This window comes from Streptacidiphilus melanogenes (assembly GCF_000787835.1).
GTDB lineage: Bacteria > Actinomycetota > Actinomycetes > Streptomycetales > Streptomycetaceae > Streptacidiphilus > Streptacidiphilus melanogenes.
In genome coordinates, this window is sequence record NZ_BBPP01000021.1 from 82,546 (window position 1) to 108,391 (window position 25,846).

Annotated in this window: 20 protein-coding genes; 14 read left to right on the forward strand and 6 right to left on the reverse strand. The window is 73.8% G+C overall.

Annotated elements, in window-relative coordinates; translation table 11 throughout:
* Positions 1–60: 60 nt before the first annotated feature.
* Positions 61–2,769, forward strand: a complete 2,709-nt coding sequence (locus TR49_RS22225) for a winged helix-turn-helix domain-containing protein (RefSeq protein WP_042384297.1) — start codon at positions 61–63, stop codon at positions 2,767–2,769.
* Between the two features lie 26 nt (positions 2,770–2,795).
* Here the strand turns inward: TR49_RS22225 and TR49_RS22230 are convergent, their stop codons facing one another.
* Positions 2,796–2,996: a DUF8691 family protein gene (locus tag TR49_RS22230; RefSeq protein WP_042384179.1), complete on the reverse strand. Its 201-nt coding sequence runs from the start codon at positions 2,994–2,996 to the stop codon at positions 2,796–2,798.
* A gap of 237 nt (positions 2,997–3,233) precedes the next feature.
* On the opposite strand from TR49_RS22230, the gene TR49_RS22235 reads away from it, so the two are divergent.
* Complete coding sequence (locus TR49_RS22235) at positions 3,234–3,659, forward strand: DUF6325 family protein (protein ID WP_042384300.1); 426 nt, start codon at positions 3,234–3,236, stop codon at positions 3,657–3,659.
* Positions 3,660–3,696: 37 nt separating this feature from the next.
* On the forward strand, positions 3,697–3,996 hold the full coding sequence (locus tag TR49_RS22240; RefSeq protein ID WP_042384180.1) for an SHOCT domain-containing protein: 300 nt from the start codon (positions 3,697–3,699) through the stop codon (positions 3,994–3,996).
* 80 nt (positions 3,997–4,076) lie between these two features.
* On the opposite strand, the gene TR49_RS22245 is transcribed toward TR49_RS22240, so the two are convergent.
* Positions 4,077–5,393, reverse strand: a complete 1,317-nt coding sequence (locus TR49_RS22245; protein ID WP_042384181.1) for a cation:proton antiporter — start codon at positions 5,391–5,393, stop codon at positions 4,077–4,079.
* A gap of 185 nt (positions 5,394–5,578) precedes the next feature.
* On the opposite strand from TR49_RS22245, the gene TR49_RS22250 reads away from it, so the two are divergent.
* Both TR49_RS22250 and TR49_RS22255 read left to right on the forward strand, forming a co-directional pair.
* Entirely contained in the window at positions 5,579–6,991 is a 1,413-nt protein-coding gene (locus TR49_RS22250; RefSeq protein ID WP_063770149.1) for a hypothetical protein, read from the forward strand.
* 481 nt (positions 6,992–7,472) lie between these two features.
* Positions 7,473–7,670 (forward strand): hypothetical protein, encoded by a 198-nt coding sequence (locus tag TR49_RS22255; protein WP_042384182.1) that lies wholly within the window; start codon positions 7,473–7,475, stop codon positions 7,668–7,670.
* A gap of 144 nt (positions 7,671–7,814) precedes the next feature.
* Here the strand turns inward: TR49_RS22255 and TR49_RS22260 are convergent, their stop codons facing one another.
* A complete protein-coding gene (locus TR49_RS22260) occupies positions 7,815–10,178 on the reverse strand; it encodes a phosphoketolase family protein (protein ID WP_042384183.1) in 2,364 nt (787 codons plus the stop codon).
* A gap of 180 nt (positions 10,179–10,358) precedes the next feature.
* Here TR49_RS22260 and TR49_RS22265 point away from each other — a divergent pair, with 180 nt between their 5' ends.
* From TR49_RS22265 to TR49_RS40265, 4 genes are all read left to right on the forward strand, one after another.
* Complete coding sequence (locus tag TR49_RS22265; RefSeq protein WP_042384184.1) at positions 10,359–10,613, forward strand: LapA family protein; 255 nt, start codon at positions 10,359–10,361, stop codon at positions 10,611–10,613.
* A 93-nt stretch (positions 10,614–10,706) separates the two neighbouring features.
* Positions 10,707–11,660, forward strand: a complete 954-nt coding sequence (locus tag TR49_RS22270; protein WP_042384185.1) for a Gfo/Idh/MocA family protein — start codon at positions 10,707–10,709, stop codon at positions 11,658–11,660.
* Between the two features lie 100 nt (positions 11,661–11,760).
* The gene (locus TR49_RS22275) at positions 11,761–12,543 is read left to right on the forward strand and encodes a COG4705 family protein (protein WP_042384186.1); all 783 of its coding nucleotides are present in this window, start codon (positions 11,761–11,763) and stop codon (positions 12,541–12,543) included.
* Positions 12,544–12,738: 195 nt separating this feature from the next.
* The gene (locus TR49_RS40265; protein ID WP_052434533.1) at positions 12,739–16,455 is read left to right on the forward strand and encodes an AfsR/SARP family transcriptional regulator; all 3,717 of its coding nucleotides are present in this window, start codon (positions 12,739–12,741) and stop codon (positions 16,453–16,455) included.
* Here the strand turns inward: TR49_RS40265 and TR49_RS22295 are convergent.
* Positions 16,443–16,664 (reverse strand): hypothetical protein, encoded by a 222-nt coding sequence (locus TR49_RS22295; RefSeq protein ID WP_042384190.1) that lies wholly within the window; start codon positions 16,662–16,664, stop codon positions 16,443–16,445. The two genes, TR49_RS40265 and TR49_RS22295, sit on opposite strands and share 13 nt — an antisense overlap.
* 193 nt (positions 16,665–16,857) lie before the next feature.
* On the opposite strand from TR49_RS22295, the gene TR49_RS46790 reads away from it, so the two are divergent.
* The 5 genes from TR49_RS46790 to dacB all read left to right on the forward strand — a co-directional run bounded on the left by TR49_RS46790 (position 16,858) and on the right by dacB (position 22,744).
* Positions 16,858–16,938 (forward strand): tryptorubin family RiPP precursor, encoded by an 81-nt coding sequence (locus tag TR49_RS46790; RefSeq protein WP_369405335.1) that lies wholly within the window; start codon positions 16,858–16,860, stop codon positions 16,936–16,938.
* A gap of 128 nt (positions 16,939–17,066) precedes the next feature.
* Entirely contained in the window at positions 17,067–18,119 is a 1,053-nt protein-coding gene (locus TR49_RS22300) for a cytochrome P450 (protein WP_042384193.1), read from the forward strand.
* A 174-nt stretch (positions 18,120–18,293) separates the two neighbouring features.
* On the forward strand, positions 18,294–19,805 hold the full coding sequence (locus TR49_RS22305) for a dihydrolipoyl dehydrogenase family protein (RefSeq protein WP_042384196.1): 1,512 nt from the start codon (positions 18,294–18,296) through the stop codon (positions 19,803–19,805).
* A gap of 229 nt (positions 19,806–20,034) precedes the next feature.
* A complete protein-coding gene (locus TR49_RS22310) occupies positions 20,035–21,072 on the forward strand; it encodes an NAD(P)H-dependent flavin oxidoreductase (protein ID WP_042384199.1) in 1,038 nt (345 codons plus the stop codon).
* Between the two features lie 409 nt (positions 21,073–21,481).
* Positions 21,482–22,744, forward strand: coding sequence for a D-alanyl-D-alanine carboxypeptidase/D-alanyl-D-alanine endopeptidase (gene dacB, locus TR49_RS22315; protein WP_042384201.1), 1,263 nt, complete (start codon positions 21,482–21,484; stop codon positions 22,742–22,744).
* A gap of 82 nt (positions 22,745–22,826) precedes the next feature.
* Here dacB and TR49_RS40855 read toward each other — a convergent pair whose 3' ends face one another.
* Both TR49_RS40855 and TR49_RS22325 read right to left on the reverse strand, forming a co-directional pair.
* The gene (locus TR49_RS40855) at positions 22,827–24,998 is read right to left on the reverse strand and encodes a beta-sandwich domain-containing protein (protein WP_063770150.1); all 2,172 of its coding nucleotides are present in this window, start codon (positions 24,996–24,998) and stop codon (positions 22,827–22,829) included.
* Positions 24,999–25,157: 159 nt separating this feature from the next.
* The gene (locus TR49_RS22325) at positions 25,158–25,796 is read right to left on the reverse strand and encodes a LysE family translocator (RefSeq protein ID WP_042384203.1); all 639 of its coding nucleotides are present in this window, start codon (positions 25,794–25,796) and stop codon (positions 25,158–25,160) included.
* Positions 25,797–25,846 lie beyond the last annotated feature (50 nt).

Genomic DNA, 25,846 nt, shown 5'->3' on the forward strand with positions numbered 1-25,846 from the left:
GACACTCATGGTGAAGCGGTCGCGGACGTTCTGTCCGCCCTGAGCCTGGCGGTGAGCACCATGCCCCGTCCCTTCAGCACGCCGAGCAGCGACCCGATCATGGTCGCCCGGTTCGCCGTCCCGGTGCTGCCCCCGACCTACGTGCGCCGCCCCGCGCTGGTGCGGCGGCTGGCGGAGGGCGTGCAGGGCCCGTTGGTGCTGGTCACCGGCCCGGCCGGGGCGGGCAAGACGCTGCTGGTCGCCGACTGGTTCCGCAACGGGCGCGGCGGCGGCGCGGGCCGTGCGGCCTGGCTGACCCTGGAGCGGCCCGACGACGAGCCGGGCCTGTTCTGGGCCTACGTCCTGCAGGCGCTGCAGCACCACGGCGTGGCACTGCCCCCCGACATCACCGCCCCGGCCGACGCCGGGGAGGCCGACGAGGCGCTGCTGGGCCGGCTGGCCGCGCACCTCCAGGCTCGGGAACCCTCCGACCGGCCGGTGGTGCTGGTGCTGGACGAGTTCGAGCGGATCGGGTCACCGGAGATCGCCGCCGGGCTGCACGAGCTGCTCCGGCACGCGGGCGCCGGCCTCAGGCTCGTCCTGGTCAGTCGCAGCGAACCGCTGCTGCCGCTGCACCGCTACCGCGTCTCGGGCGAGTTGACGTCCCTGCGGGCCGCCGATCTCGCCTTCTCTGCGGACGACTCGGCCGCGCTGTTCGGGGCGCACGGGCTGACCGTCCCCGAGGAGTCGGTGCGCGCCCTCACCACCCGGATGGGCGGTTGGGCCGCGGGCCTGCGGCTGGCGGCACTCGCCGCCCAGGAGGCGCCGGACGCCGAGGCGTGCCTGCGCGACTTCGAGGCCGGGCAGAGCACCATCGCCGACTTCCTCACCAACGAGGTCTTCGCGACACAGTCCCCGGAGACCCAGGACCTGCTGCTGCGCACCTGCATCCTGGACCAGGTCCACCCCGACCTGGCGGACGCGCTCACCGGACGCCGCGACGGCGCCCGGATCCTGGCCGACCTGCACCGCGCCAACGCCTTCGTCACCCCGGTGGGCCACTCCTGGTACCGGCACCATCCGCTCTTCGCGGAGATCGTGCGGATCCGTCTGCACGTCTGGCAGCCCGGCCTGGAACGCGAGCTCCACGCACGCGCGGCCCGCTGGCTCGGCGAGCAGGGGCAGACCGTTTCCGCGCTCGCCCACGCCGCCGAGGCCGAGGACTGGGAGTTCGCCGCCACGCTGCTCATCCGCACGCTCGCGATCGGGCGGCTGCTGGAGGGCCGCGACGCCGAGCGCCTGTTCCAGTTGTTCGCCGCCATGCCCCGGGAGACCCCGGGACCCGCCCCGGCGCTGGTGCGGGCGGCCCTCGCCCTGGCCCGGCAGGACGCCGACCAGGCGGCCGTGCACCTGCGGGGCGCCGACGAGGCGCTGCAGCACCTCGATGATCAACAGGCCACGCCGCCCCAGGGCTCAGCCGCGCAGACCACCGCGCTGCGCCTGACCGCCGCGTGCCTGCGGGTGCTCGCGGCCAGGCTGCACGGCTCGGCCGCGTCCGCGGAGGCCGCCGCCGACGAGGCGGCCGAGCTGCGCGCGCAGCTGCCCCAGGAGCTGGTGGACGAACACCCGGAGCTGTCCGCCCATCTGATGGGCGACCTCGGTGCGGTCCTGCTGCGGGACGGCCGCTTCGCCGAGGCCCGGCGGGCGCTGGTCGCCGCCGCCGAGGCGCCCGACGCCCCGGGGACGGCGCAGCTGCGGCACGAGTCCCTCAGCTGGCTCGGCCTCATCGACGTCCTCGACGGCCGCCTGGCCCGGGCCGAGGCGCGGGCACGGGCCGCCGTGACCGAGGCGGAACGCTCCGGACTGCGCCGCGGCACCGGCACCCGCGCCGGACAGCTCGTCCTGGCGGAGGTGGCCATCGACCGCGGCGAACTCGAAGCGGCGGACGCCGAACTGCGCCGCGCGGACGCCGTGTCGGGCGACCGCGCCGACCCGGTGGTCACCCAGGAGCTGTCCGTCGCCCGCTCCCGGCTGATGCTCGCCAAGGGGGAGCCGGACGCGGCGCTGCACGCCCTGCAGGAAGGGGAGAAGGCCGTCCCCGAGGGGGCGGGGGCGCCCTGGCTGGCGGACAGGGTCGCGGCCACCGCCTCGACCGCCCTGCTCGCGGCGGGCCGCCCCGACGCGGCGATCGACGCCCTCTGCGACGCGGACCCGCGGGCCCCGGAGCCGGCGGTCGCCTCGGCGCGCGCCCGGCTCGCCTGCGGTCAGCCGGAGACGGCCTTGCGCGACCTCGGAGACCTCGGGCCGCGCCACGGCGGCGGCTCGGTGGTCGACGTGCAGGCCCTGCTCACCCGCGCCCAGGCGGCCGACGCCCTCGGCGACCCGGCCGGAGCGCGGCGGCTGGTGCGACGGGCCCTGGCCGCGGCCGACGCCGAACGGCTCTGGCTGCCGTTCCGCCTCGCGTCCCCCTGGCTGCGCCGGGTGCTGCGCGGTGACCGGGCGCTCACCAGCGCGTACGCCTGGCTGCCGTCCGACCTGTGCCCGGCCCCGTCCCCGCCCGGTTCCGGAGCCGCCGCAGCCGGGCTCCCGGTGGTGGTCGAGCCGCTGACGGAACGGGAACACCAGGTGCTGGAACGGGCCGCGGAGCTGATGTCCACCGAGGAGATCGCGGCCGACCTGCACCTGTCCGTCAACACCGTGAAGACGCACCTGAAGAGCATCAACCGCAAGCTCGGGGCCGGGCGCCGGGGCGAGGCGGTCCGGCGTGCGCGCCTCCTGAAGCTCCTGTGAGACCGAGGCTCCGGTCAGGAGCGTGGTCAGTCGGGCAGGCGGCGCATCTCGGTGACCCGCAGGCCGAAGGCCTGGAAGCGGTTGAGCAGGCCGTAGAGGTGCGCGTCGTCCGTGATCTGGCCGAACAGGATGGTCTGGTTCGGTACGAAGACTCCTTCCAGCTCCGGAAAAGCCTCGTGCAGGGTGGTCTCCACCATCAGCCCCTCGACGCGGATCTCGTAGCGCATGTGACTCCTCCCGGCCGTGGATCCGAGGAGTTCCGGCAGCCCCGGCTTCGGGGAACCCGCCATCTCTCCACCGTGCTGCCGACTCCTCCGCACCGGGTCACCCACGAGGGGTGATCCCCCGGCCCGTCGCCAGGGGGTTACGTCGACAACGGGTGCTGGACGAGGAGCCGGTGCCGCGCGGGCCGCACATCCCGCCGCACATCTGGAGGAGGAGACGTGACCACAGAATTCAACGAGATGGGACCGATCGACTACCTGATCGTCGAGTTCCCGGGCAGCCGGATGACCGGTGAGGGGCTGCCGCTCCTGGTCGACCTGGTGGACCGGGGCATCATCCGGATCCTCGACCTGGCGTTCATCCGCAAGGAGAGCGACGGCACGCTGACGGGGCTTCAGATCGCCGACTTCGACAGCGACGGCGAACTCGACCTCGCCGTGTTCGAGGGGGTCTCCTCCGGCCTGCTGGGCGCGGACGACCTGGAGGAGGCCACCTCGATCCTTTCGCCCGGCGACTCCGCCGGAATCCTGGTCTACGAGAACCTCTGGGCCGCGCCCTTCGCCGCAGCGCTGCGCCGGGGCGGCGCCCACCTCGTCGCCGGAGGGCGGATCCCGGTGCAGGAGATCCTCGCGACGCTCGACGAACTGGATGCCGCCACGGCGTGATCCGCCGCCCGTCCACCGACTCCGAAGGGAGCACACCATGCCTGGACTGATCCGGGGCGTCGCCCGCACGGCCGCCATCGCAGGCACGGCCACGGCCGTCTCCAACCGCGTCTCGCGCCGGCAGGCCGGCCGCTGGGCCGAGCAGGAGCAGCGCGAGTACGAGGCCTCGGCGCAGGCCAACTACCCGCCGCCCCAGGCCGCGCCCGCCGCGCCCGCCGCCTCCGGCGGCGACATGGACAGCAAGCTCGCCCAGCTGCAGCAACTGGGCGCGCTCAAGGAGCAGGGGGTGCTGACCGACGCCGAGTTCGCCGCCCAGAAGGCCCGCATCCTCGGATAGCAACCCGCGTCCAGGAGGCGCCCGCAGAGTGACGGACGGGCCCGGCGGCACGGGCTTGCGTCGCCGGCCCGGCCCGGGCGTCAGCCTTCGGGCTGCTGGAGCGGGCCGAGCCGGCGGCGTCGCGGCGTGACGGGCATGGCGGCGCTCTCCCGGAGCCCCGGGCCGACCTCCGGGTCGGCGGCGGCCCGTTCGTACCAGCGTCCGTAGCGGGCGGCGAGCAGAGCCGCCGAGGCGCCGTGCAGCAGCACGCTCAGCCCGACGGTGACCGCGACCACCTGGCTGATCAGCCCCACGCCCTGGATCGGCTCCTCGGCGACGAGCAGGCCGAAGACGACCGAGGCGAGCCCGCGCGGGCCGAACCAGCCGACATACGCCACCGTCGGCCGCTTCAGGTGGCTCCCGACCAGGGAGAGCGCGACGGGGACCATCCTGATCACGGTGAGGCTCAGCAGGGCGTAGCCGACCACGGACCAGCTGAGGTGCTGCAGGGCGGGACCGAGCAGCACCGCGCCGAAGAACAGCAGGCTGAGCATGGCCAGCAGGCCGCCGAGGTCCTCGGCCAGCTCGGTCGTGTCGGCCGGCTCGACGGCCGGCCTCCCCCTGTCGCGAAAGACGCCGGAGAAGGCGAAACCCGCCACCCAGGCCGCGATGAAGCCGCTGCCGTGGGTGACGGCGGCCAGCGTGTACGCCCCGACGGCCGCGGCGAGAACGAAGATCTCACGCCAGTCCCGGGCGACCCAGCCGTGGTCGAAGGACGCCTTGAGGAGTCGCCCGCCGACCCCGCCGACGGCGAGTCCGAGAGCGGGGCTGAGCAGCAGGGCGCTCCAGATCGTCTCGGCCATGCCTTCGTGGGCGTAGGAGGTGCCGGGGATGGCCGCCAGGAAGACCACGAAGAAGGGCAGCACCAGGCCGTCGTTCAGTCCGCTCTCCACGTTGAGCGTCTGACGGACCAGGCTCGGCACCCGCGGATCGGAGATGGCGCTCTTGCCGAGGGCCGCATCGGTGGGCGCGAGGACCGCTCCCACCAGCGCGCACTCCCAGAGCGTCAGTCCAGGGAAGAGCGGCCGGGCCAGGAGCCAGCCTGCCCCGATGGTGAGGGCGAGTCCCACCGTCAGCAGCCGTCCGGCCAGGGTTCCCTCGCTGCGCAGCTCCGCCGGACGCACCGTCGAGGCGTCGACGAACAGCACCAGGGTCAGGGCGGCCTCCGCCAGGGTGCGCAGTGGTCCGCTGTCGTGCGTAAGGCTCACCAGGCCGAGGCCGACCGGCCCCATCGCGATGCCGAAGGCGACGAACACCAGCGCGTCGGACACCGGGGTTCCGGCCAGTCTGCGTGAGACGAGCGCGTAGCCGGCGGCGACACCCGCGACAGCAGCCCCCGTCCAGCCGGCGTCCGTCATGGAGCCAACTCTGCGCCACACCGGCTGGGCCCTCCGGCATCGACACGTGGGCCTTCCGGGTGGTGGGCCCGATCCGACCGCTGCAGGCGCCGCTGCACCCGACCGGGCCAGTCCCTGTCGCCGACCCGCCGGGGGGCCCCTTTCCTGGGATGAGGACGACCCTGACGGCCAGGACGGAGCAGCACATGGCGCCACCGGACGACGGGTCCGAGCCGGGGTCCGAACCCGGGTCCGAGCCGGAGCCGCGGCCTACCGGGTCCGGCGAACTGGAGGAGTTGCGACAGCGGATCGCCCAGTTGGAATCCCGCGCCGCGCCCGTCCAACGGGAACACCACCGGATGCGGGCCACCGGATCGGCGGTGCTGATCGTGCTGGCGGCGATCCTCTCACTGCTGGCCGTGGTGTCGGTGTGGGCGCGCGACCAGGTGACCGACACCAACCGCTTCGTCGCGACGATGGCGCCGCTGGCGAGCGACCCGCACGTGCAGAGCGCGCTGACCACCCGGGTGACCAACGTGGTGGTGCAGCAGATCGACGTGCCCGCGCTGGTGAGCCAGCTCTCCTCGGCCGCCTCGCAGAAGGGCGTCCCGCCGAAGGCGGCGAACCTGATCGGCTCGCTCAGCGGCCCGATCGGCAGCGGCATCACCAGTCTGGTCGGCACGGTCGTGAACAAGGTCGTCACCAGTCCGGCCTTCGCCACGCTGTGGACCAACGCGCTGCGTGCCGCCCACTCCTCCATGGTCAAGGCGCTGACGGGCGAGGGCGGTGGGACGGTCTCGCTTCAGAACAACCAGGTCACCATCGATCTGGGGCCGATCATCGAGCAGGTCAAGACGCAGTTGGAGAACGCGGGACTCGGTCTGGTGGCGAAGCTCCCAGCGATCCATCCGACGTTCACCGTCTACTCGTCGAAGTCGATCGGGAAGCTCAAGTCCTACCTGCGGCTGCTGGACATCGCCGGCAACTGGATGCCGGTGATCGCGGTTCTCGTCGCGGCGGCGGGCGTCTACCTGGCCCGGGACCGCAGACGGGCGCTGATCGGGGCGACGGTGGCGATCGCGGTGGCCATGCTGGTGCTGGGCGTCGCGCTCGCGGTCTTCCGCGGCTACTTCCTCGACCAGCTCCCGCCCGGCGTCAACTCCGGAGCGGCGGGTGCGGTCTTCGACGCGTTGGTGCACTTCCTGCGGGTCACCGTGCGGGCGGTCGGGGTGCTCGCGGTGCTGGTCGCTCTCGGCGCGTTCTTCATCGGCCCCTCGCGCGCCGCCACCTTCGTCCGGGCGGCGTCCAGCACCGGGCTCAGCGGCGTCCGGCAGGCGGCGGAGCAGGTGGGCTTCCGGGCCGGACCGGTCGAGCGGTTCGTGCGCCGCTTCAAGCACTGGATCGGGGTGGCGATCCTGCTGATCGCCGCGCTCGTCTTCGTCTTCTGGGACCACCCCACCGGGATGGTCGTGTTCTGGTTCGCGTTCGTCGTCCTCATCGCCTTCGGCATCCGCGAGTTCCTTGCCCCCGGCCCGGGTCTCGCCGAACTGCGGCAGAACACGGCGGCCGGGCCCGGCGGCGAGGGATCACCCGTCCGGCCGCCCCCGGCCGCGTCCTGACCGGCCGTTCGCGACGGGCGTCCTAGATTCGACACGAGGCAAGCGGCCAGCGAAGGGCACCGCGTACTCGGCGACGGCCGGCGCGGCCCCCGTCAGGTCGTGCTCCCACCCTGCTTGAGATCGCCGGGCTCGACGCGGCCGGAACTGCCACCCGGCACCCCGCGCTGAAGGGCCGTTCGCTGATGCCGGTGCTGCACAGCGGATCGGTGCGCGAGGCGGCCCTGAACGCCGTGGAGTCGATCACGACGCTGGACGCCTCCTTCTGGTTCGAGTTCGCCGACCCCGAGGCGCCTGGACGGGTGGCCCCGGCGACCTGCGGCCCGACTGGGAGAAGCGCGGCTTCCTGCGCGGCTGCAGCGACGAGCGCTACACCTTCGGCCGTTACTTCTCCCCGCTGCGCCCGAACCGTCCGGCCGACACCGAGGCGCTGCTGGCCGACAACGACGTCGTCCTCTACGACCGCGAGCAGGACCCCGCCGAGATGCGGAACCTGGCCGCCGACCCGGCCCACCGCGAACTGGTCGAGCGCTACCGGGCGCTGCTGGAGGGCCTCATCGACGCCGAGATCGGCAGCGACACCCGGGCCTGGGTCACCGAGCGTCCCCGCCTGCTCGGATGGCCCACCTGGCACGGCGACCGCCCCGAGGCGCTCGCCTCGGGCGGCGGGGGACCCCGCTGAGCCGTCAGGAGTGCCCCGCCGGGGCAGCCTTGTCGCCTTCGGCAGCCCAACCGCGAAGATCGGGTGTCCGACCGGGCCTGCCCCGGCCCCGGCCGCATCGCGCATCGTCGGGCGGCCGTGGGGCCGCCCGGCCGGGAGGCCGCCTCAGCCGGTCCAGCTCCAGTCGGCGACCTCGGGCAGGTCCGCGCCGTGGGCGCGGATCCAGTCCGCGTGCCGGATCCGGGCGTCGGCCATCCGCTGACGCAGCGACGCGGCGCGGACCGCGAGGCCGGGGACGCGGTCGATGACGTCCATGACCAGGCGGTAGCGGTCGAGGTCGTTGCGGACCACCATGTCGAACGGCGTGGTGGTGGTGCCGGACTCCTTGTACCCGCGCACGTGCAGCTGCGGGTGGACGGCACGGCGGTAGGCGAGGCGGTGGATCAGCCACGGGTAGCCGTGGTAACCGAAGATCACCGGCCGGTTCCGGGTGAAGACCGCGTCGAACTCGGCGTCCGACAGCCCGTGCGGGTGGTCCTCGGCCGGCATCAGCCGGGCCAGGTCGACGACGTTGACGACCCGCACGGCCAGCTCCGGCAGTTCGTGCCGCAGCAACTGCGCTGCTGCCAGCACCTCCTGCGTCGGGACGTCGCCCGCGCAGGCCAGCACCACGTCCGGCTCGCGGTCGCCGCGCTCGGTGCCCGCCCAGTCCCAGATGCCGAGCCCGCGGGCGCAGTGGACGCGGGCCTGTTCCAGGCTCAGCCAGTCGAAGCACGGTTGCTTGCCCGCCACCACCACGTTGACGTAGTTGCGGCTGCGCAGCACGTGCTCGGCCACGCTCAGCAGTGTGTTGGCGTCCGGCGGGAAGTAGATCCGCACCGCTTCGGGGCTCTTGTTGAGCACGTGGTCGACGAAGCCCGGGTCCTGGTGCGAGAAACCGTTGTGGTCCTGCCGCCACACGTGCGAGGTGAGCAGGTAGTTGAGCGACGCGATGGGAGCCCGCCAGGGGATGGTCCGGGTGGTCCGCAGCCACTTGATGTGCTGGTTGACCATCGAGTCGACGATGTGGACGAACGCCTCGTAGCAGGAGAACAGGCCATGACGTCCCGTCAGCAGGTAGCCCTCCAGCCAGCCCTGGCACAGGTGCTCGGAGAGGACCTCCATCACCCGGCCGTCGTGGGCCAGGTGTTCGTCCACCGGCAGCACCTGCGCCTGCCACGCCTTTCCGGTGGCCGCGTAGACGGCCTGCAGCCGGTTGGAGGCGGTCTCGTCCGGGCCGACCAGGCGGAAGTCGCGGCGCGCGGCGGTGTCCGCCATCACCTGGGCGAGGTAGTCGCCCAGCACCCGGGTCGGCTCGTGCAGGCTCGCGCCGGGCTTGTCGACGGGCACAGCGAACCGCTCCAGCTCCCGCAGCGGCAGCTCACGCAGCAGCAGGCCGCCGTTCGCGCGCGGGTTCGAGCCCAGCCGCCGTGCGCCGGAGGGGATCTGGCCGAGCACCGAGGGGACGGGCCGACCGTCCCCGTCGAACAGCTCCTCGGGCCGGTAGGAGCGCAGCCACGCCTCCAACTGCCGCAGGTGCTCGGGGTTCTCGCGCACCTCGGCCAACGGCACCTGGTGCGCCCGCCAGGTCCCCTCGACCTGGAGCCCGTCCACCCGGGCCGGGCCGGTCCAGCCCTTCGGCGTGCGCAGCACGATCATCGGCCAGCGGGGCCGCTCCCTCGAGCCCTCGGCGCGGGCGGCGTGCTGCGCGGCGCCGATGGCGTCCAGGGCGCTGTCGAGGGCCGCCGCGAAGGCGCGGTGGACCACGGCCGGCTCGTCGCCGCTCACGTGGATCGGCGTGTAGCCGTAGCCGCGCAGCAGCTGATCCAGCTCCGACTCGGGGAGGCGGGCGAGGACGGTGGGGTTGGCGATCTTGTAGCCGTTCAGGTGCAGGATCGGCAGCACCGCGCCGTCGTGCACCGGGTCGAGGAACTTGTCGCCGTGCCACGAGGCGGCGAGCGGCCCGGTCTCCGCCTCCCCGTCGCCGATGACGCAGGTGACGACCAGGTCCGGGTTGTCGAAGGCGGCGCCGTAGGCGTGGGCCAGCGCGTAGCCGAGCTCACCGCCCTCGTGGATCGAGCCCGGCGTCTCCGGTGCCACGTGCGACGGGACGCCGCCGGGGAAGGAGAACTGCTTGAACAGGCGCGCCATCCCGGCCTCGTCGCGGGTGATGCCCGGGTAGTGGTCGGTGTAGCTGCCGTCCAGCCAGGAGCAGGCGAGCACGGCGGGGCCGCCGTGGCCCGGACCCCAGACACAGAGCGCGTCCAGGTCCCGGTCGCGGATCGCGCGGTTGAGGTGGGTGTGCACCAGGTTGAGCCCGGGAGAGGTGCCCCAGTGGCCGAGCAGCCTGGGCTTGATGTGCTCGGGGCGCAGCGGCTCCCGCAACAGCGGGTTGTCCATCAGGTAGATCTGTCCGACGGCGAGGTAGTTGGCGGCGCGCCAGTGCGCGTCCAGTTCGGCGAGTTCCGCGTCGGTCAGCGGTGCGCTCATGGTCGGCTCCCCCTCCGGGAGTGCAGGCGACGGCCTCTTCGTCTTCACCGTCCAGCCTGGCGGGCGGCCGCGCCGCCCGGACAGGGCCGACCGGCCCACTGTCCCGAACCGGCGGGGCCGGTCGGCCCGCTCGCAGGCGCTCGCCGGGCGGGGGCGGTGTCGCCGCCCCAGACTGGAAGAATGACCACGAACAAAGAGGCCGCCGAGCGTCGGATCGGCGGGGTGCGCGTCACCACCGGCAGGATCGTCCTCGCGGTCGTGACGGTCCTGGCGGTGTGGTTCATCCTCATCAACCGGCAGTCGGTGAAGATCCACCTGTGGGGCCTCACCACCGTGAACGCCCCCATGTGGGCGGTCCTGCTGATCATGCTGCTCGCGGGCTGCGTCATCGGGGTGCTCGGCCACATGCGGAGGCAGTACCGCAAGCGACGCTGATCGGACGAGTCCGCCCGGTGGCCGCGCGGGGCGGCGGACCCGAGCCTGGGTAGGGTGAGCGGGTCGGTGATCACCCGTATGCCTGGAGCGCCCATGCCTCACGCCCTGCCCGGCTCCCCGCCCGTCGACGAGCTCCTCCCGGTCGGGGTGATCGGCCTCGGGGACATCGCGCAGAAGGCCTATCTGCCGGTGCTCGGGGCCATGCCGGGCCTTGACCTCCGGCTGATGACGCGGGACCGGGCGAAGGTCGAGCGCCTCGGGGACGCCTACCGGGTGGCGAAGGGGGCCCGTTTCACCGAACTCGGCGAGCTGATCGACAGTGGCATCCGGGCCGCCTTCGTGCACGCCGCCACCGATCAGCACGTGCCCATCGTCGAGCGGCTGCTCTCCGCCGACGTCGACGTGTACGTCGACAAGCCCCTCGACCACACCCTGGGCGGGGCCCGCCGGCTCGTCGAGCTGGCCGAGCGCCGCGGTCGCTCGCTGATGGTCGGCTTCAACCGCCGCCACGCCCCCGGTTACGTCGAGGCCGCCGCGCGGCCCCGGGACCTGGTCCTGCTGCAGAAGAACCGCCGGTCGCTGCCGGAGGCGGTGCGGAGCATGGTCTTCGACGACTTCGTCCACGTCGTCGACACCCTGCGCTACCTGCTTCCCGGCGAGGCGACCCACCGCGCGGTGCGCTGGCGCTGCACCGAGGGCCCGGACGGGCGGCCGCTGCTGCGCCACCTCGTGCTGGAGCTCTCCGGCGACGGCTTCACCGCCCTGGGGATCATGAACCGTGACAGCGGCACCACCGAGGAGGTCCTGGAGGTCTCCGGCCGGGGCGCGAAGCTGGAGGTCCGCAACCTCGCCGAGGTGGTCTGCTACCCCGACGGCGATCCGGTCGTCCGCCGCCGCCCCGACTGGGTCCCGGTCGCCCGGCAGCGCGGAATCGAGCAGGTCGTCCTCGCCTTTCTCGACGCCGTCCGCTGCGGAAAGCTCCTCGACGCCCGCGACGCGCTGGCGACGCACGAGCTGTGCGAGTGGATCGTGGGCCAGATCGAGTGACTTCGTCCCGGAATGGGCGATTCCATAAGTGGGTGAAGATTTCCGCTCCGGGCCTCCCGTGGTGCGGTCGGGGCGGCAGGGTGTGAAAAGCTCTCCGGTTATGGCGAGAGATCAACTGCTGCACGCGCGCCACGGTGGGGTGGACGCCCGACAGGCTCTGAGCAAGGTCCCCGAAGTCACCGTGTTCTTCTGGGTTGTCAAGGTGCTCACCACCGGCATGGGCGAGACCACCTCCGACTTCCTGGTGAAGACCTTCAACCCCTTCCTGGTCGTGCCCGCGGCCGGCGTCGTGCTGGCGGTCTCGCTCGCCGTCCAGCTGTTCGCCAAGCGGTACAACGCCGCGGTCTACTGGTTCGCGGTCGTCATGGTCAGCGTCTTCGGCACCATGGCCGCCGACGTGCTGCACGTGCAGCTCGGCATCCCCTACATCGTCTCCACGGGCTTCTTCGCCGTCGTCCTCGCCGCGATCCTCGGCCTCTGGTACGCCACGGAAAAGACGCTCTCGATCCACAGCATCACCACCCGCCGACGCGAGCTCTTCTACTGGGCGACGGTGCTCACCACCTTCGCGCTCGGCACGGCGACCGGCGACATGACCGCGAGCACGCTGAAGCTCGGCTACTTCTCCTCCGGCGTGCTGTTCGCCGTGCTCATCGCGATCCCGACCGTCGGCCACTGGAAGCTCGGCCTGAACGCGATCTTCGCGTTCTGGTTCGCGTACATCGTCACCCGTCCGCTGGGCGCGTCGTTCGCCGACTGGATGGGCGTCTCGCACAGCCGCGGCGGACTGGACTGGGGCACCGGTCCGGTCAGTCTCGTGCTCGCCGCGGTGATCGCCGTCCTCGTCGGGTACCTGGCCGTCAGCCGCAAGGACGTCGCCTGACCGGCCGAGCGCCGCAACGAAGGTGTGCCGCCCGCAACCGCGGGTGGCGCACCTTCCGTCTTTTCGCCGTCCTTTGACTCCGGTGCGATCATGAGGGGTGGCGAACCGCGTCCGGGCGAATGATCCCCCATCGCTTCTGCACTAGCCTGAGCCGCCCGTGCCCTGACACCCCGTACAGAAGAGGCAGATCGACGAGTGGAAGCGCTGCGGTTCCAGATCCTCGGCCCGGTGCGCGGCCAGTGCGGAGGACGGGAGCTCGGGCTCGGCAGTCCGCAGCAGCAGGCGATGCTGGCCGCGCTGCTGCTCGGGCCGGGGCGGACGGCGGGAGCCGAGGAGCTCGTCGAGGCGCTGTGGGGCGAGCGGCCGCCCACCCGCGGCAGAGCGGTGCTGCGCACCTACGCCTGGCGGCTGCGGCAGGCGCTCGCCGCGGCGGGGGTGTCCGGGGACGAGGTCCTGGTCTCCGTCGCGGGCGGCTACCGGCTCGCGCTCGCCGAGGGCGCGGTCGACGCGGACGCGGCCGACGCCTTCGCGCGCGCCGCGGAGCGGGCGCAGGCGGCGGACCAGGGCGAGGAGGCACGTGATCTGCTGCGTCAGGCACTTGACCTGTGGCACGGCGAACCCCTCGCCGCCGTGCCGGGACCGTTCGCCGAGCGGCACCGCCAGCGCTTCGCCGAGCTGCGGCTCAGCCTGCTGGAACGCCGGATCGGGCTGGACGTCCACCTCGGCCGCCCGGACCGCTGCATCCCCGAGCTGCGCACCCTGACCGCCGAGCACCCGCTGCGCGAGAGCCTCTACGGCCTGCTCATGCGCGCGTTCGCCGGAGCCGGCCGACGGGGCGACGCGCTCGACGTCTACCGCACGGCCCGCCGCCGTCTCGTCGACGAACTCGGCGTCGAGCCGGGCGCGGAACTGGCGGCGGTGCACGCCGCCGTACTCGCCGGCGGCTCGACGCCGCCCCCGGGCCGCACCTCGTCGGCCGGACGGGATACGCACCAGGGTCGCAGTCCCCGGGGCGTCAACGGCCACGGCGCAGCCCGAGAGGCCGGGGCCGAGCACGATCGCGGTGTCGGCCGTCCATCCGGCGTCGGTGCCGAGGCCGGTCGGTGGGCTGCTGAGGGGCCGGAGGCCGCAGCCGCGCCCGGCCACCCTGGCCGCACCTTCGACGACGACGCCTCACGCCGAGCTGCCGGGGGTGCCGAAGGCGCCGGTGCCGGTCGGTGGGCTGCTGAGGGGCCGGAGGCTGGAGCCGCGCCCGGCCACCCTGGCCGTACCTTCGACGACGACGCCTCACGCGGCGCTGCCGGGGGTGCCGAAGGCGCCGGTGCCGGTCGGTGGGCTGCTGAGGGGCCGGAGGCCGCAGCCGCGCCCGGCCACCCTGGCCGTACCTTCGACGACGACGCCTCACGCGGCGCTGCCGCGGGCGCCGAAGGTGCCGGTGCCGGTCGTTGGGCCGGTGGCGGCTCGGAGGCTGGGGCCGACTCCGGTCGCGCTGTTGGCCGCGCTGCCGAAGGTGCCGGTGTCGGTCGTTGGGCTGGTGGGGCCTCGGAGGTCGGCGTCGAGTCCGGTCGCGTCGGCGGGCGTGGCGTGGGCGGTGCGTTCGGCGCTGATGTCGGTGCCGGGGCAGGTCGTCGGGCCGGTGAGGGGCCGGAGACAGGGGCCGAGCACGGGCGCCCTGGCGGTTCCTTCGGCCATGATGTTGCCGGCCGCAGCGCCGGCGGCCCGGACGGTCCCGAGCCCGGCACCGGACGGGCCCGCGACGGCTCCGCCCGGGCGAGCCGGCCGGACGCGCGGGCCGCGGACGCGAGACCGGTCTACGCGCCTGCCCAACTGCCGCCCCGTGAGCCCGACTTCGTCGGGCGGGAGGAGCTCGTCGCGCGGCTGCGCGGGGCGCTCGCGCGGCCGCCGCAGGCCGCGCCCGCCGTGCTGGCGCTCGCGGGGATGGGCGGTGTCGGCAAGACCGCGCTCGCGCTGCACGTCGCGCACCGGGCCCGTCCCGCCTTCCCCGGCGGCCAGTTGTACGTCGACCTGCGCGGCGACACGGCCACCCCTGGCGAGCCCGAGGGCGTGCTCGGGGAGTTCCTCGCCGCGCTGGGCGTTCCGCCGGACCGGCTGCCCGAGGGGACGGCGGCGAGGTCCGCGTTGTTCCGCTCGGTCGCAGACGGGCGGCGACTGCTGATCGTCCTGGACAACGCGGCCGACGCCGACCAGGTGCGCCCCTTGCTGCCGGGCACGGACAGCTGCGCGACGCTGGTCACCAGCCGCAAGCGCCTCGTCGGGCTGCCGGCGACGCTCCAGCTCGACCTCGCCGTCTTCGCGCCGCAGGAGGCCCGGGAGCTGCTCGCCCTCGTGGTCGGCGCGGAGCGCGTCGCGGCGGAGGCGGACGCGGCCGAGGAGCTGTTGCGCGCCACCGGCTGGCTGCCGCTCGCCGTGCGCATCGTGGCGGCGCGGCTCGCGGCCCGGCCGGGTTGGACCCTGCGGGCGATGGGCGACCGGCTCACCGACGAGCGCCGCCGCATCGACGAACTGCGGATCGGCGAACTGGCCGTGGCCGCCGCGTTCGAGCTCGGCTACCGGCAGCTCGGCGGCGACCAGGCCGAGGTGTTCCGGCTGCTCGGCGCGGTCGACGCGACCGAGCTCGGCCTGCGTTCGGCGGCGGCGCTGTTGGGGCGGGACGAGCCGGAGGCCGAACGGCTGCTGGAGTCCCTGGTCGACGTCGCGCTGCTGGAGTCGCCCGCCGACGGTCGCTACCGCCATCACGACCTGCTGCGGGACTTCGCCCGCCACGTCTCGGCCCGGACCGCGCCCGGCGAGGAGGCAGCGGCGCGTGCCAGGCTGCTGGACTTCCTGCTCGCGGCGGCCTGCGGGGCGTTCGAGCAGGCCGTGCCGGGAGACCCGATCCGCGGCGTGCTCGCCCCCGATCCCCAGCCGTCGCAGCAGCCGTCGTCGCCGCACGTCCGGATCGCCTTCGCCGACCGCGACGAGGCCCAGGAGTGGGCGGTGGCCGAGGCGCCCGGCGCGGTGGAACTGGCGGCCAGGATCGCCCAGGAGGCCCTCGGGGAAGGCGTTTCCGCGCAGGTCCACCGTGCGATGCTGCCGAAGGCGGTGAACCTTCTCGTCGCGCTCTCCCCGTTTGGGCAGGGCGCGTCGCGGGCCCGGCTGGCCCGCACCCTGGAGGCGACGGCGCGAGCCGGCGCGGCGCAGCAGGATCCGCGCAGCGAGGGCCGGTCGTGCTTCCTGGCCGGCAACATCGCCCTCGGCGCGGGCCGCTACGAGCTGGCGGAGCAGCGCACACTGCGCGCGGTGGAGCTCTGCCGGGCCGCCGACGACCCGGCGATCCTGCGGCAGGCGCTCAACGACCTGGGCGTCGTCGCGCACGCCACCGGCCGCTACGCCGAGGCCGTCGAGCGCTTCACCGAGGCGGTGGCGCTCGCGCGGATCCTCGGCCACCGCAGCGGCGAGACCGCGTCCGCGCTCAACGCCGCGGCGGCCCAGATCCGCATCGGACAGTCGGCCGCCGTGATGACGCGGTGCCAGGACCTGCTCGGGCGGCTGCAGCAGGAAGGGGACCGGTCCGGCGCGGCGCACACCCAGTTCGTCCTCGGGCTGGCCCTCCAGGCCGACGGACGCGCCCTCGACGCCGCCGAACGCTTCGAGGCGGCCGCCACGGAGTGGACCGCCCTCGGCGCTGCCGGCCGTGCCGCTCACGCACGCCTGCAGCTCGCGCGGACACTGCTCGAAGCCGGAGCCGTGGACCGGGCCGCGGACCAGGCGCAGGCGGCGCTGGCCGAGTTCGACCGGCTCGGCAGCACCGTCGAGCAGGCGCGGGCGCGCTCGCTGCTGGAGCACGCCCGCGCGGTCAGCGTGGACGCGGTGTCCGCCGAGAGCGGTCCGACGGCCTGTCAGAAGAGCTGACAGCCCGGGTTGCCGGTCGTGACGATGCTGTTCCAGTCCGTCGCGCCCGAGCACGAACCGGCCGCCGCCAGCGCACGGTCCCCGCCTGCGTGCCGCTCCGCCGTCCCCGCCCCGGCGCCGAGCACGGCGAGCAGGACGATCGCGCTGACGCCCAGGCACGCGGGCACGCGCGCGGGCAGAGCAGAACGGGTCGGGAGAAGGCGGGCCATCGGTGCTCCTTCGGGAATGTTCGTGCGACGAGCGAGAACGGAGCTTAGCCAGGCGGCGTCTACGCCCGATATACGCGCAGCTGCGGACCGCGGTGGGGGCGTAGACGCACGCGTAGATCGCCTGTTGACCCCGACCGGTCAGGGTGGTGGTCGTCCCTGCAGGAACCGCAACGCCGCGAGGGGAGGTGGAGTGATGAAGCTGCTGTTCGCCGTGCGCAACACCGTCTGCGCCAACAAGAGCCTGAAGGCCGCTGCCTGGTACCTCTGGTACTGATCCGGCCTCCCCGCCACCGCCTTCGCGCGGTGGAGGCGCCACGGACCGGGCCCGCCCCCCGAAGAGCCCCGCGGCTCCTGGGTGCGGGCCCGTCCCCACTTCTCGGCGAGACCCACCGGAGAACCCCTATGTCCCGCTCCGCCACCGCCGCCCCGGCCCGGACCACCGTGCTCGCCCCCCGGCTCGACGCGCTGCTCCGCGACCACCTGGGCGAGGACCTGTTCCGGCTGGAACCCGACCTGATCGGGATCGCCGGAGCCGAACTCACCGACCGCCTGCTCGGTCTGCGCCGGGCCACCGAGACGGAACGGCCCACCTTCAAGCCCCTGCACGGCCGTTCCATCTCCCGGAGCGAGGCGTCCTCGGTCATGCAGACCATCGGCCGCGACGTGCGCGCCGCTCTCGCCGAGCCGCTCCCGGCGGACGTGGACCTCGCCGGCCCCTGGCCACTGACGGGACATCAACTGCTGGCCGGCCTGGTGCTCGGCGGGGACCCCTTCCGGCTGCGCATGCTGATGAGCCGCAACCTGGAGCTGACGCCCAAGCTGACCTGGACCGTGATCGCCGCCGGTGCGGCGCTTCCGCGCCGTCGCGGCAGGTCCGTCACCGGGATCGCCGGGCTGTGGGAGCGGGCGGAGACCTACGAGGACCGCCGCTACGCCATGGGCATGTACCGGCGCGCCGCGGCGCCCGTCTGCTTCACCGTCTCCACGCTGGTCGCCAACGCCCTGTGGCTCGGCGCGCCGTTCGACGAGGACGTGCCGAGCCGGAACATCCTCCACGAGGCGATGCGCCTGCTGCCGCCCTCGTGGAACATGCTGCGCCACCGCTGCCCCGAGTACCCGGAGTTGGACCCGCGCATCGGCCGGGACGACGACGTCCTGGTGCTGCCGCTGCTCTCGCACCGCGACCCGGCCCTGTGGGACGACCCGGACGCCTTCCGCCCCGAACGCTGGGACGCGCTCGACCCCGACCAGACCCCCGGCTACCTGCCCTTCGGTCACTCCTCGGAGCGGTGCTGGGGCCGGCACATCGTCATGCCCCTCGCGGAACTGCTGCTGGACCGGCTGCGCGAGGGCGGCTGGGAGGTCGACCCGGACCAGCAGCGGGCCAAGGTGCCGCTGCTGGGCCTGCTCGGCGTCGAGGAGGTCCGGGTCAGGCGGGTGCGGCGGGCGCTCTGAGCCCTGGCGGTTCACCCCCGGTGCGGCCGAGGTGATGACGCAAGTGTGACGTCCGCGTCCATCGACGTGCCGCACGCGAACCGCTCCTCCAGAATGGCAGGGCGCAGCGTGCGGACGGCCCGCGGATCCGGCGGCCCGCCCGCGCCCTTGGGAACGAAGAGGCAGGAGTGGCTCATGGCAGCGGCAGTCGACCCGGAGCGGTCGGAGTGGGACGTCATCGTGCTCGGGGGCGCGGCGGCCGGTGAGAACGCCGCCCAGTACGCGGCCCAGTTCTCCGGCCTGGAGTCGGTCCTGGTCGAGGCCGAACTGGTGGGCGGCGAGTGCTCGTACTGGGCGTGCATGCCCAGCAAGGGCCTGCTGCGGCCGGTCGAGGTGCTGAACACCGCCCGGCATCTGCCCGGCGTCACCTCCCTCGTGGGCGAGAACGGGATCGACGTCGACGCGGTGCTGGACCGCAGGGACGCCATCGTCAACAACCTCTCCGACGACAGCCAGGTGCGGTGGGCGGTCGACACCGGGATCGACGTCGTGCGCGGCTACGGACGGCTCACCGGCGAGCGCACCGTGGCGGTGACGAAGCCGGACGGCTCGCTCCGGACGATCACCGCCCGGCACGCCGTCGTCGTCGACACCGGGTCGAGGGCGTCCGTCCCGGACATCCCCGGCCTGCGTGCGGCCCGGCCGTGGATCTCCCGCGACGTCACGCACCTGCGCGAGATCCCGCGACGGGTGGCCGTGCTGGGCGGCGGAGTGGTGGCCTGCGAGGCGGCCACCTGGCTGTGCGGGCTGGGCGTCGAGGAGCTGACGCTCGTTCACCGCGGCTCCGCCCTGCTGGCGAAGCAGGAGCCGTTCGCAGGTGAGCTGGTGGCCGCGGAGCTGGAGAAGAGCGGGGCGAACCTGCTGCTGGGCCGCAGCGTCACCGCCGTCCGGCGCGACGAGGTGGCGGCCGAGGCCGGAGTCGGGATCGCTCACGGCGGCCCGGCGACGCTGACGCTCGACGACGGCTCGGAACTGACGGTCGACGAGATCGTCGTCGCGCTCGGCCGGGTGCCCGCCTCCGACGACATCGGCCTCCCCTCGGTCGGCCTGCCGAACGGCGGCTACCTCGACGTCGACGACCAGCAGCAGGTCAAGGGCGTTCCCGGGCAGTGGCTCTACGCCATCGGCGACGTCTGCGGCCGCGCGCTGCTCACGCACATGGGCAAGTACCAGGCCCGCATCGCCGGTGAGGTCATCGCCTCCCGCGCGAACGGCGGCGGCGCGCCCGGCGGCTTCGCCGCCGAGTTGAGCACGGCGCAGGGCCACCGCGCCGTGCCGCAGGTGACGTTCACCGACCCCGAGGTCGCCTCCGTCGGTCTGACCGAACAGGCCGCCCGCGAGGCCGGGATCGACGTCGAGACGGTCGAGTACGACATGGCCGCGCTCGCCGGCACCTACCTGCTCCGCGAGGAGTACACCGGCCGGGCGAAGCTGGTGGTCGACCGCGCCACGGACACCCTCGTCGGCGCGACCTTCGCCGGCAGCGGCGTCGCCGACCTGCTGCACTCGGCGACCGTCGCCATGGTCGGCCGGGTCCCGGTCTCCGCCCTGTGGCACGCCGTCCCCAGCTACCCGACCCCGAGCGAGATCTGGCTCCGCCTTCTCGAAACCCTCAACCGCAACCGCCGCCTGGGCTCCGACGCCTGAAAGGCTGCGCCGACCGGGCAGCGACCGCGTGGCCCGACCGGACGGCGAGGGCGTGCCCCGCGCGTGCGCTCCCGCCCTCCGCCGGGCGGCGCCCCCCGGCGGGAGGCCGGCGACGGGGGCGAGCCGGGTCGCTCGTGGCGCGGGCCACGGCGCAGGGGCAGGATGGTGATCACCAGTCCGTCACCGGTTTCCGCCCGGGCCGCGCCGCGGTCGTCGAAGGAGATGAGCCATGCCCTCGCCGTTGGACGCCCTGGGGCTCGACCTCCCGGTTCAGGCCGCACCGATGGCCGGGGGCCCGACGACGGTCGCGCTGGTCGCGGCGGCCGCGCGGGCCGGAAGCCTGGGGTTTCTCGCGGGTGGCTACAAGACGCCGTCCGCGCTCGCCGAGGAGATCACGGCGGTACGCGCCGAGGGCCTGCCCTTCGGCGTCAACCTGTTCGCGCCCAATCCCGTCCCCGTCGACCGCGAGGCGTTCGCGCGTTATGCCCGCTCCCTCGCCGACGACGCCCGCGCGGTCGGGCTCGACCCGGCGACGCTCGGCGCGACCGTCGTCGAGGACGACGACCACTGGGCGGCGAAGATCGCCCTGCTCCTGGACGCGCCCGTGCCCGTCGTCAGCTTCACCTTCGGCGTGCCCGAGGCCCGCGTCGTCGCCGCGTTGCGGGCCGCAGGGACCGTGGTGGTGCAGACCGTGACCTCGGCGGCGGAGGCGCGGACCGCCGCCGGGGCAGGCGTCGACATGCTGGCCGTGCAGGCGTCCGCCGCGGGCGGGCACTCCGGGACGCTGACCCCGCAGCAGATCCCGGACCCGGTCCCGCATCCCGAGCTGCTCGGCCGGGTGCGCGGCGTGGTGTCGCTGCCGCTGATCGCCGCGGGCGGTGTCGCGACGCCGGACGCGGTGACCGAGGCGCTGGACGCCGGCGCGGTGGCCGTCGCCGTCGGCACGGTCCTGCTGCGCTCGGACGAGGCGGGCACCTCCGTTCCCTACCGCGCGGCCCTCGCCGATCCGGCGCGTCAGGAGACCGTGGTGACCCGTGCGTTCACCGGCCGCCCCGCCCGCGCCCTGCGCAACGCCTTCACCGACCGCCACACCGCCGACGCCCCAGGCGGCTACCCGGCCCTGCACCACCTGACCAGCCCCCTACGCCGCGCAGCCGCCGCGGCGGGCGACCCGGAACACATCAACCTCTGGGCCGGCACGGGCCACACCCACGCGACGAACGAGCCTGCGGCCCAGATCCTCACCCACCTCGCCGGAGGGCGATGACCTCCACCCGGCCCGTTCCGCAACGCCCCTACGGCCTGGGGCCCGGCGACCTCGTGGCCTCGCGGCCTGGGGGCCTGGGGGCCTGGGGGCCTCTCGGCCTGGGGGCCCGGTGGCCTGGTGGCCCGGCCGGTTCCACGGCCTTGCTGCCCTGGGGCCCATGCCCTCTTAGCCCGGCTCCGGGCCCCGCGGCCCGGCCCGGCTCCCGGCCCGGCCCCGCGGCCCGGCCCCGGGGCGCGGCCCGGCGACCTACCGATTCAGCAGCCGAGCGGGCACGTTTCAGCAGGTCTGACCGCATTCACCCCAGAGTGTCGCGCTACCGTCCACCGCCCGGCTGCTGGCACAATCGGGCGGTCTGTCGGAGAAGATCAGCCGACCGGTGCGCGGGGGCGTGACCGGTCATGGGGGAGACATGCCTCGGCCTCGCCGTACCCTTCGTCCTACCCTGCGCCGCGCGTGCGTCGTCGCGCTCGTCGGGGTCTCCGCGCTCAGCCTCGGCGTCGGCACGGCCACGGCCGCCGGCGTGACCGCGGGCGACCAGCGGATCGTGCACAACCTCGGACTGCGCTTCCACGCGCTGCCCAGCTCGCAGGCCTCGGGTGAGGTGCTGGACGCGGCGAGCGGCCGGGTCGTCTGGTCCTCGGGGGCCGCGGCGCAGCTGATGCCCGCGTCCACGACCAAGATCGCCACGGCGATCGCCGCGCTCACCGCGCTCGGCCCAAGCCACACCGAGCGCACCCGCGCCGTACTCCTGGGGCACGCGCTCTACCTCGTCGGCGGCGCCGACCAGGACCTGACCGGCGACGACGTCAACGCCCTGGCCGACGCCACTGCACTGGCGCTGAAGGCCCGCCACGTCTCCTCGGTGACGCTCTACGTCGACGACTCGCTGTTCCCGCACGCGCAGCCGACCTCCCCGGGCTGGCAGCCGGGCTACATTCCCGGCGAGGTGTCCTCGATCAGCGCCCTCCAGGTCTTCGGCCACGAGGACGTGGACAGCGCCCTGTACGCGGGCAACGTGTTCCGCGCCCGGCTCGGGACTCACGCCATCGCCGTGCAGAAGACCACGCTGACCCGCGCCAAGGCGCCGGGCACCGCGGTCCAACTCGCCTCGCACACCTCGGAGCCGCTGGCCTCCGAGATCGAGCGGATGCTGAAGGACAGCGTCAACGACAACGCCGAGGGCTTCGCGCGGCTGACCGCGCTGGCCGTCGGCCAGCCCGCCGACTGGCAGGGCGCCACCAAGGCCGTGCTCAGCGAGGTGTCCCGCTACCACGTGCCGCTCACCGGCGTGCACCTCTACGACGGCAGCGGGCTCTCCCGCGACGACCGGATGACGGCCCAGGCGCTGGCGTCGATGGCCGCGCTGACCATCGATCCGCGCTACCAGTCGGTGCTGCGCCCGGTGATGGTCGGCTTCCCGATCGCGGGCGTCGACGGCACGCTCGGCCCCGGCTGGGGCCGGTACACCACCGCCCCGACCAACTGCGCCAAGGGCCGTATCGACGCCAAGACGGGCACCCTGACCGGCGCGATCGCTCTGGCCGGCCTGACCGTCAACAAGCAGGACGGCCGCTGGAAGGCCTTCGCCTTCCTGGAGCAGGGCGGCTTCAACACCACCTCGGCCCGCGACCTGATCGACCGTTGGGCGACGACGGTCGAGGGCTGCTGGTAGGCAGGCGGATCTCAGCACACCGGAAGCCGCCGCCCCGTCGTGCTCGGGGCGGCGGCTTCCGTTCCGTGCGGCCAAGCCCGACTCAGGGCTGCACAGCGAGCGCGAACACGTGGATCGCAGGGGCGTCGGGGAGCGTGACGTAGCGGACGGTCTTGCCCGGTGTCAGGGCGACGGTGTTGGTGAACACGCCGTAGCTGATGCCGTAGTTGGCCGGACCGGTGGGCGTGTCGCGGTGGTCCGTGGTGAACGCCGTCTTCGCGCCGTAGGCGTCGGTCGGGGCGCAGCACCAGTTGGGGAAGCCGAGTTGGCCGGTGCTGGTGGTGCCGTCGGTGTAGGTGACGGTGACCGTGCCGGAGACGAAGCCGGCCTCCGCGCCGAGGAAGCCGAGCGCGCTGCCCTGACCACCGAAGGTGATCTCCTGGCCGCTCGCGGCGACGTTGTCGGCGGTGCCGGGCGCGGCGGAGGGCCAGGTGAAGCTGAGGCCGTTCGCGTTGATCGCGGCGCCGGGCGTGGCACCGGCCTTGGCGAGCGCCTCGGTCGAGTAGCTGTCGCCGCCGCCGTCGAAGTTGCCCGGTGTCGTGTCGGTCTCCGAGGTAGCGCCGACGTTGTCGAACGCGGAAGCCAGCGTCGGGTACGGGACGACCTGGACGATCGTCTGCTCACCGCGCACGGTGTCCGTCCGGCCCGCGCCGACCGCCCGGTAGCTCGCGGTCGCGGTGATCGGCGTGACGGTCGTACCGGGCGCGCCCTGCGGGCCGCTCACCTTCACGGTGGTGCTCGCCGACCCGCCGGGCGCGATGCGAGGCATGCGCACGGTGGCCGGAGACACGGTCCACCCCGCGGGTGCGCCGACGCGCACCTGCGCGCCGCTCAGGGCGACCGCGCCGTGGTCGGCCAGGGTGATCCGGTACGTCCCCGGTTGCGCGGCGGTGCTGACGTCGTGCCAGGTGATCGCGGTGGCGGGCGCCAGGCCGCGGGCCGCGCCGGTGTGGACGCGGTACAGCACGGTGGCGTGCGGCGGCACGTCGGCGGAGATCACCCCGGTGGTCTCGGTGACCTGCTTGGACACCAGATCCGTCAGGGAGTAGCCCGAGGCGGCGCGCAGTCCGGCCTTGGCCGCGGTGGTGGTGATCGTCTGCGCGCTGTCGGAGGAGTTGAACAGCGCGACCGCGCGGTCCCCGTTCGCCAGCGGCTTGCTCAGCACGTCGTAGCCGGCGCCGTGCTGGACGATCCGGCCCTGGACGCCGAGGCGGTCCTGGTCGACGGCGATGACGTCCTTGTTGCCGAGCACGGCCAGCGCGGTGGGGGAGAGGTGGGTGAGGTCGGTACTGGAGATCAGTGGCGCGGCCATCATCGACCACAGCGAGACCTGGCTCTGGATCTCGTCACGGCTGAGCCCGGCGTCACCGGCGAGCAGGAAGTCGGGGTCGTTCCACCGGCCGGGCTTCTGCAGCGCGCCGAGGCCGACGTTGTAGCTGTAGTTGTAGTCGATCGACGCCCACTTGTCGGGGCCGGTGTCCTGGCCGAGGGCGATGTCGGCGCCCTCGCGCCAGAGGTTGCCGAGCTGGGAGGACCAGCCGATGACGGAGTCCCAGTTCGACTCGCCCTGGAAGTAGGCGGGCGCGGAGATCGAGAAGACGATCCTGCGGTGGGTGTTCAGCAGCGCCTGGCTCATCGCCGTGTAGGTGTCGCGGTAGCTCTGCTCGTCGGTCTCGCCGGGCTTGGTGGGGACGTTGCAGCCGTCGAGCTTGACGTAGTCGACGCCCCAGGAGGCGAAGAGGTCGGCGTCCTGCTGCCAGTGGCCGAGCGAGCCCGGGTAGCCGCCGCAGGTGTCCGTCCCGGCGTCCTCGTAGATCCCGAACTTGAGCCCGAGCTTGTGCAGTTGAGCCCCGACGTAGGCCATGCCGTCCGGGAACAGCTTCGGGTCGGCGACCAGGTCGCCCGCCGCGTCGCGCTGCTTGGCCATCCAGCAGTCGTCGATGGTGACGGTGTCGTACCCCTTCTTCGCCAGCCCGGTACTGACCAGGGCGTGGGCGTTGCCGAGGATGGTCTTCTCGTCGATGCCGCACTGGTAGTACGACCAGTCGTTCCACCCCATGGGCGGGGTGGGTGCGAAGTTCGGGTACGGGGCCGTGGTGCCGGCGGCTCCGGCCGCCGAGGCGGGTGGTGCGAGGAGCAGGCCGGCGGAGGCCGCGGCCAGTGTCGTGCAGCAGGCGACGGTGGCGCGCAGCCATCGGGGCAGGGGAGATGTCACGCTTCGACCTCACGCTGTTTCGGGGCCAGGGCATGGTGGCTGACGTGTCCTCAGCAGCCGCACTCTTTCTACGGGACGCTGCGCATTTTTGACAAGACCTGTGATTAATCAAGCAGGTCCGCGCACATGCCATGCCAAGCCCTGCGCGTGAGGGTGCGCTCAACCCGCCAGGCGGTCCGCCAGGAGCAGCGCGCCGATCGCGATCATCGCGACGCCCGAGCATCGCGTCACCGCCCGCGCGACGGCGGGCCGGGCCCGCAACACCCGGCGCGCCGCGGTGCCGACGCCGGCGTAGACCGCCGCGCAGTTGGCCGTGTGCACCAGGCCCAGCAGCGCGATCTGGGCCGCGAAGGGCCAGGATGCGCCACGCGTGGCGAACTGCGGCAGCAGCGCCACGAACAGCAGCAGCGCCTTGGGATTGAGGCCGCTGATCCCGGCGCCCTTGGCCATCCGGCGTCCCCACGACGCCCCCGGCCCGGCGGAGTCAACGGGGTCGGCGGGGTCGGCCGCCTGCGGCGCCGACGGCCGGGTCAGCGTGGTGACGCCGAGTCGGACCAGGTAGACGGCGCCGACGGCCGTCAGCACCGTCAGTACCAGTGGCGAGCCGGCCACCACCGCGGCCAGGCCCGCGGCGACGACCGCGGTCAGCGCGACGTAACCCGCCAGCAGGCCGCCGACGGCGGGCAGGACCGTCCGGTCGCGCAGACCCGCGGCGATCGCGTAGGCCCAGTCCGCGCCCGGCACCAGCACGAGCAGGAACGACACCGCCCAGAACGCGCCGACGCTGCCGATCTCCATGGTCTTCCCCTTGCCTCTCGCTCTCCGCTGGGAAGACTAGGACGATTCGG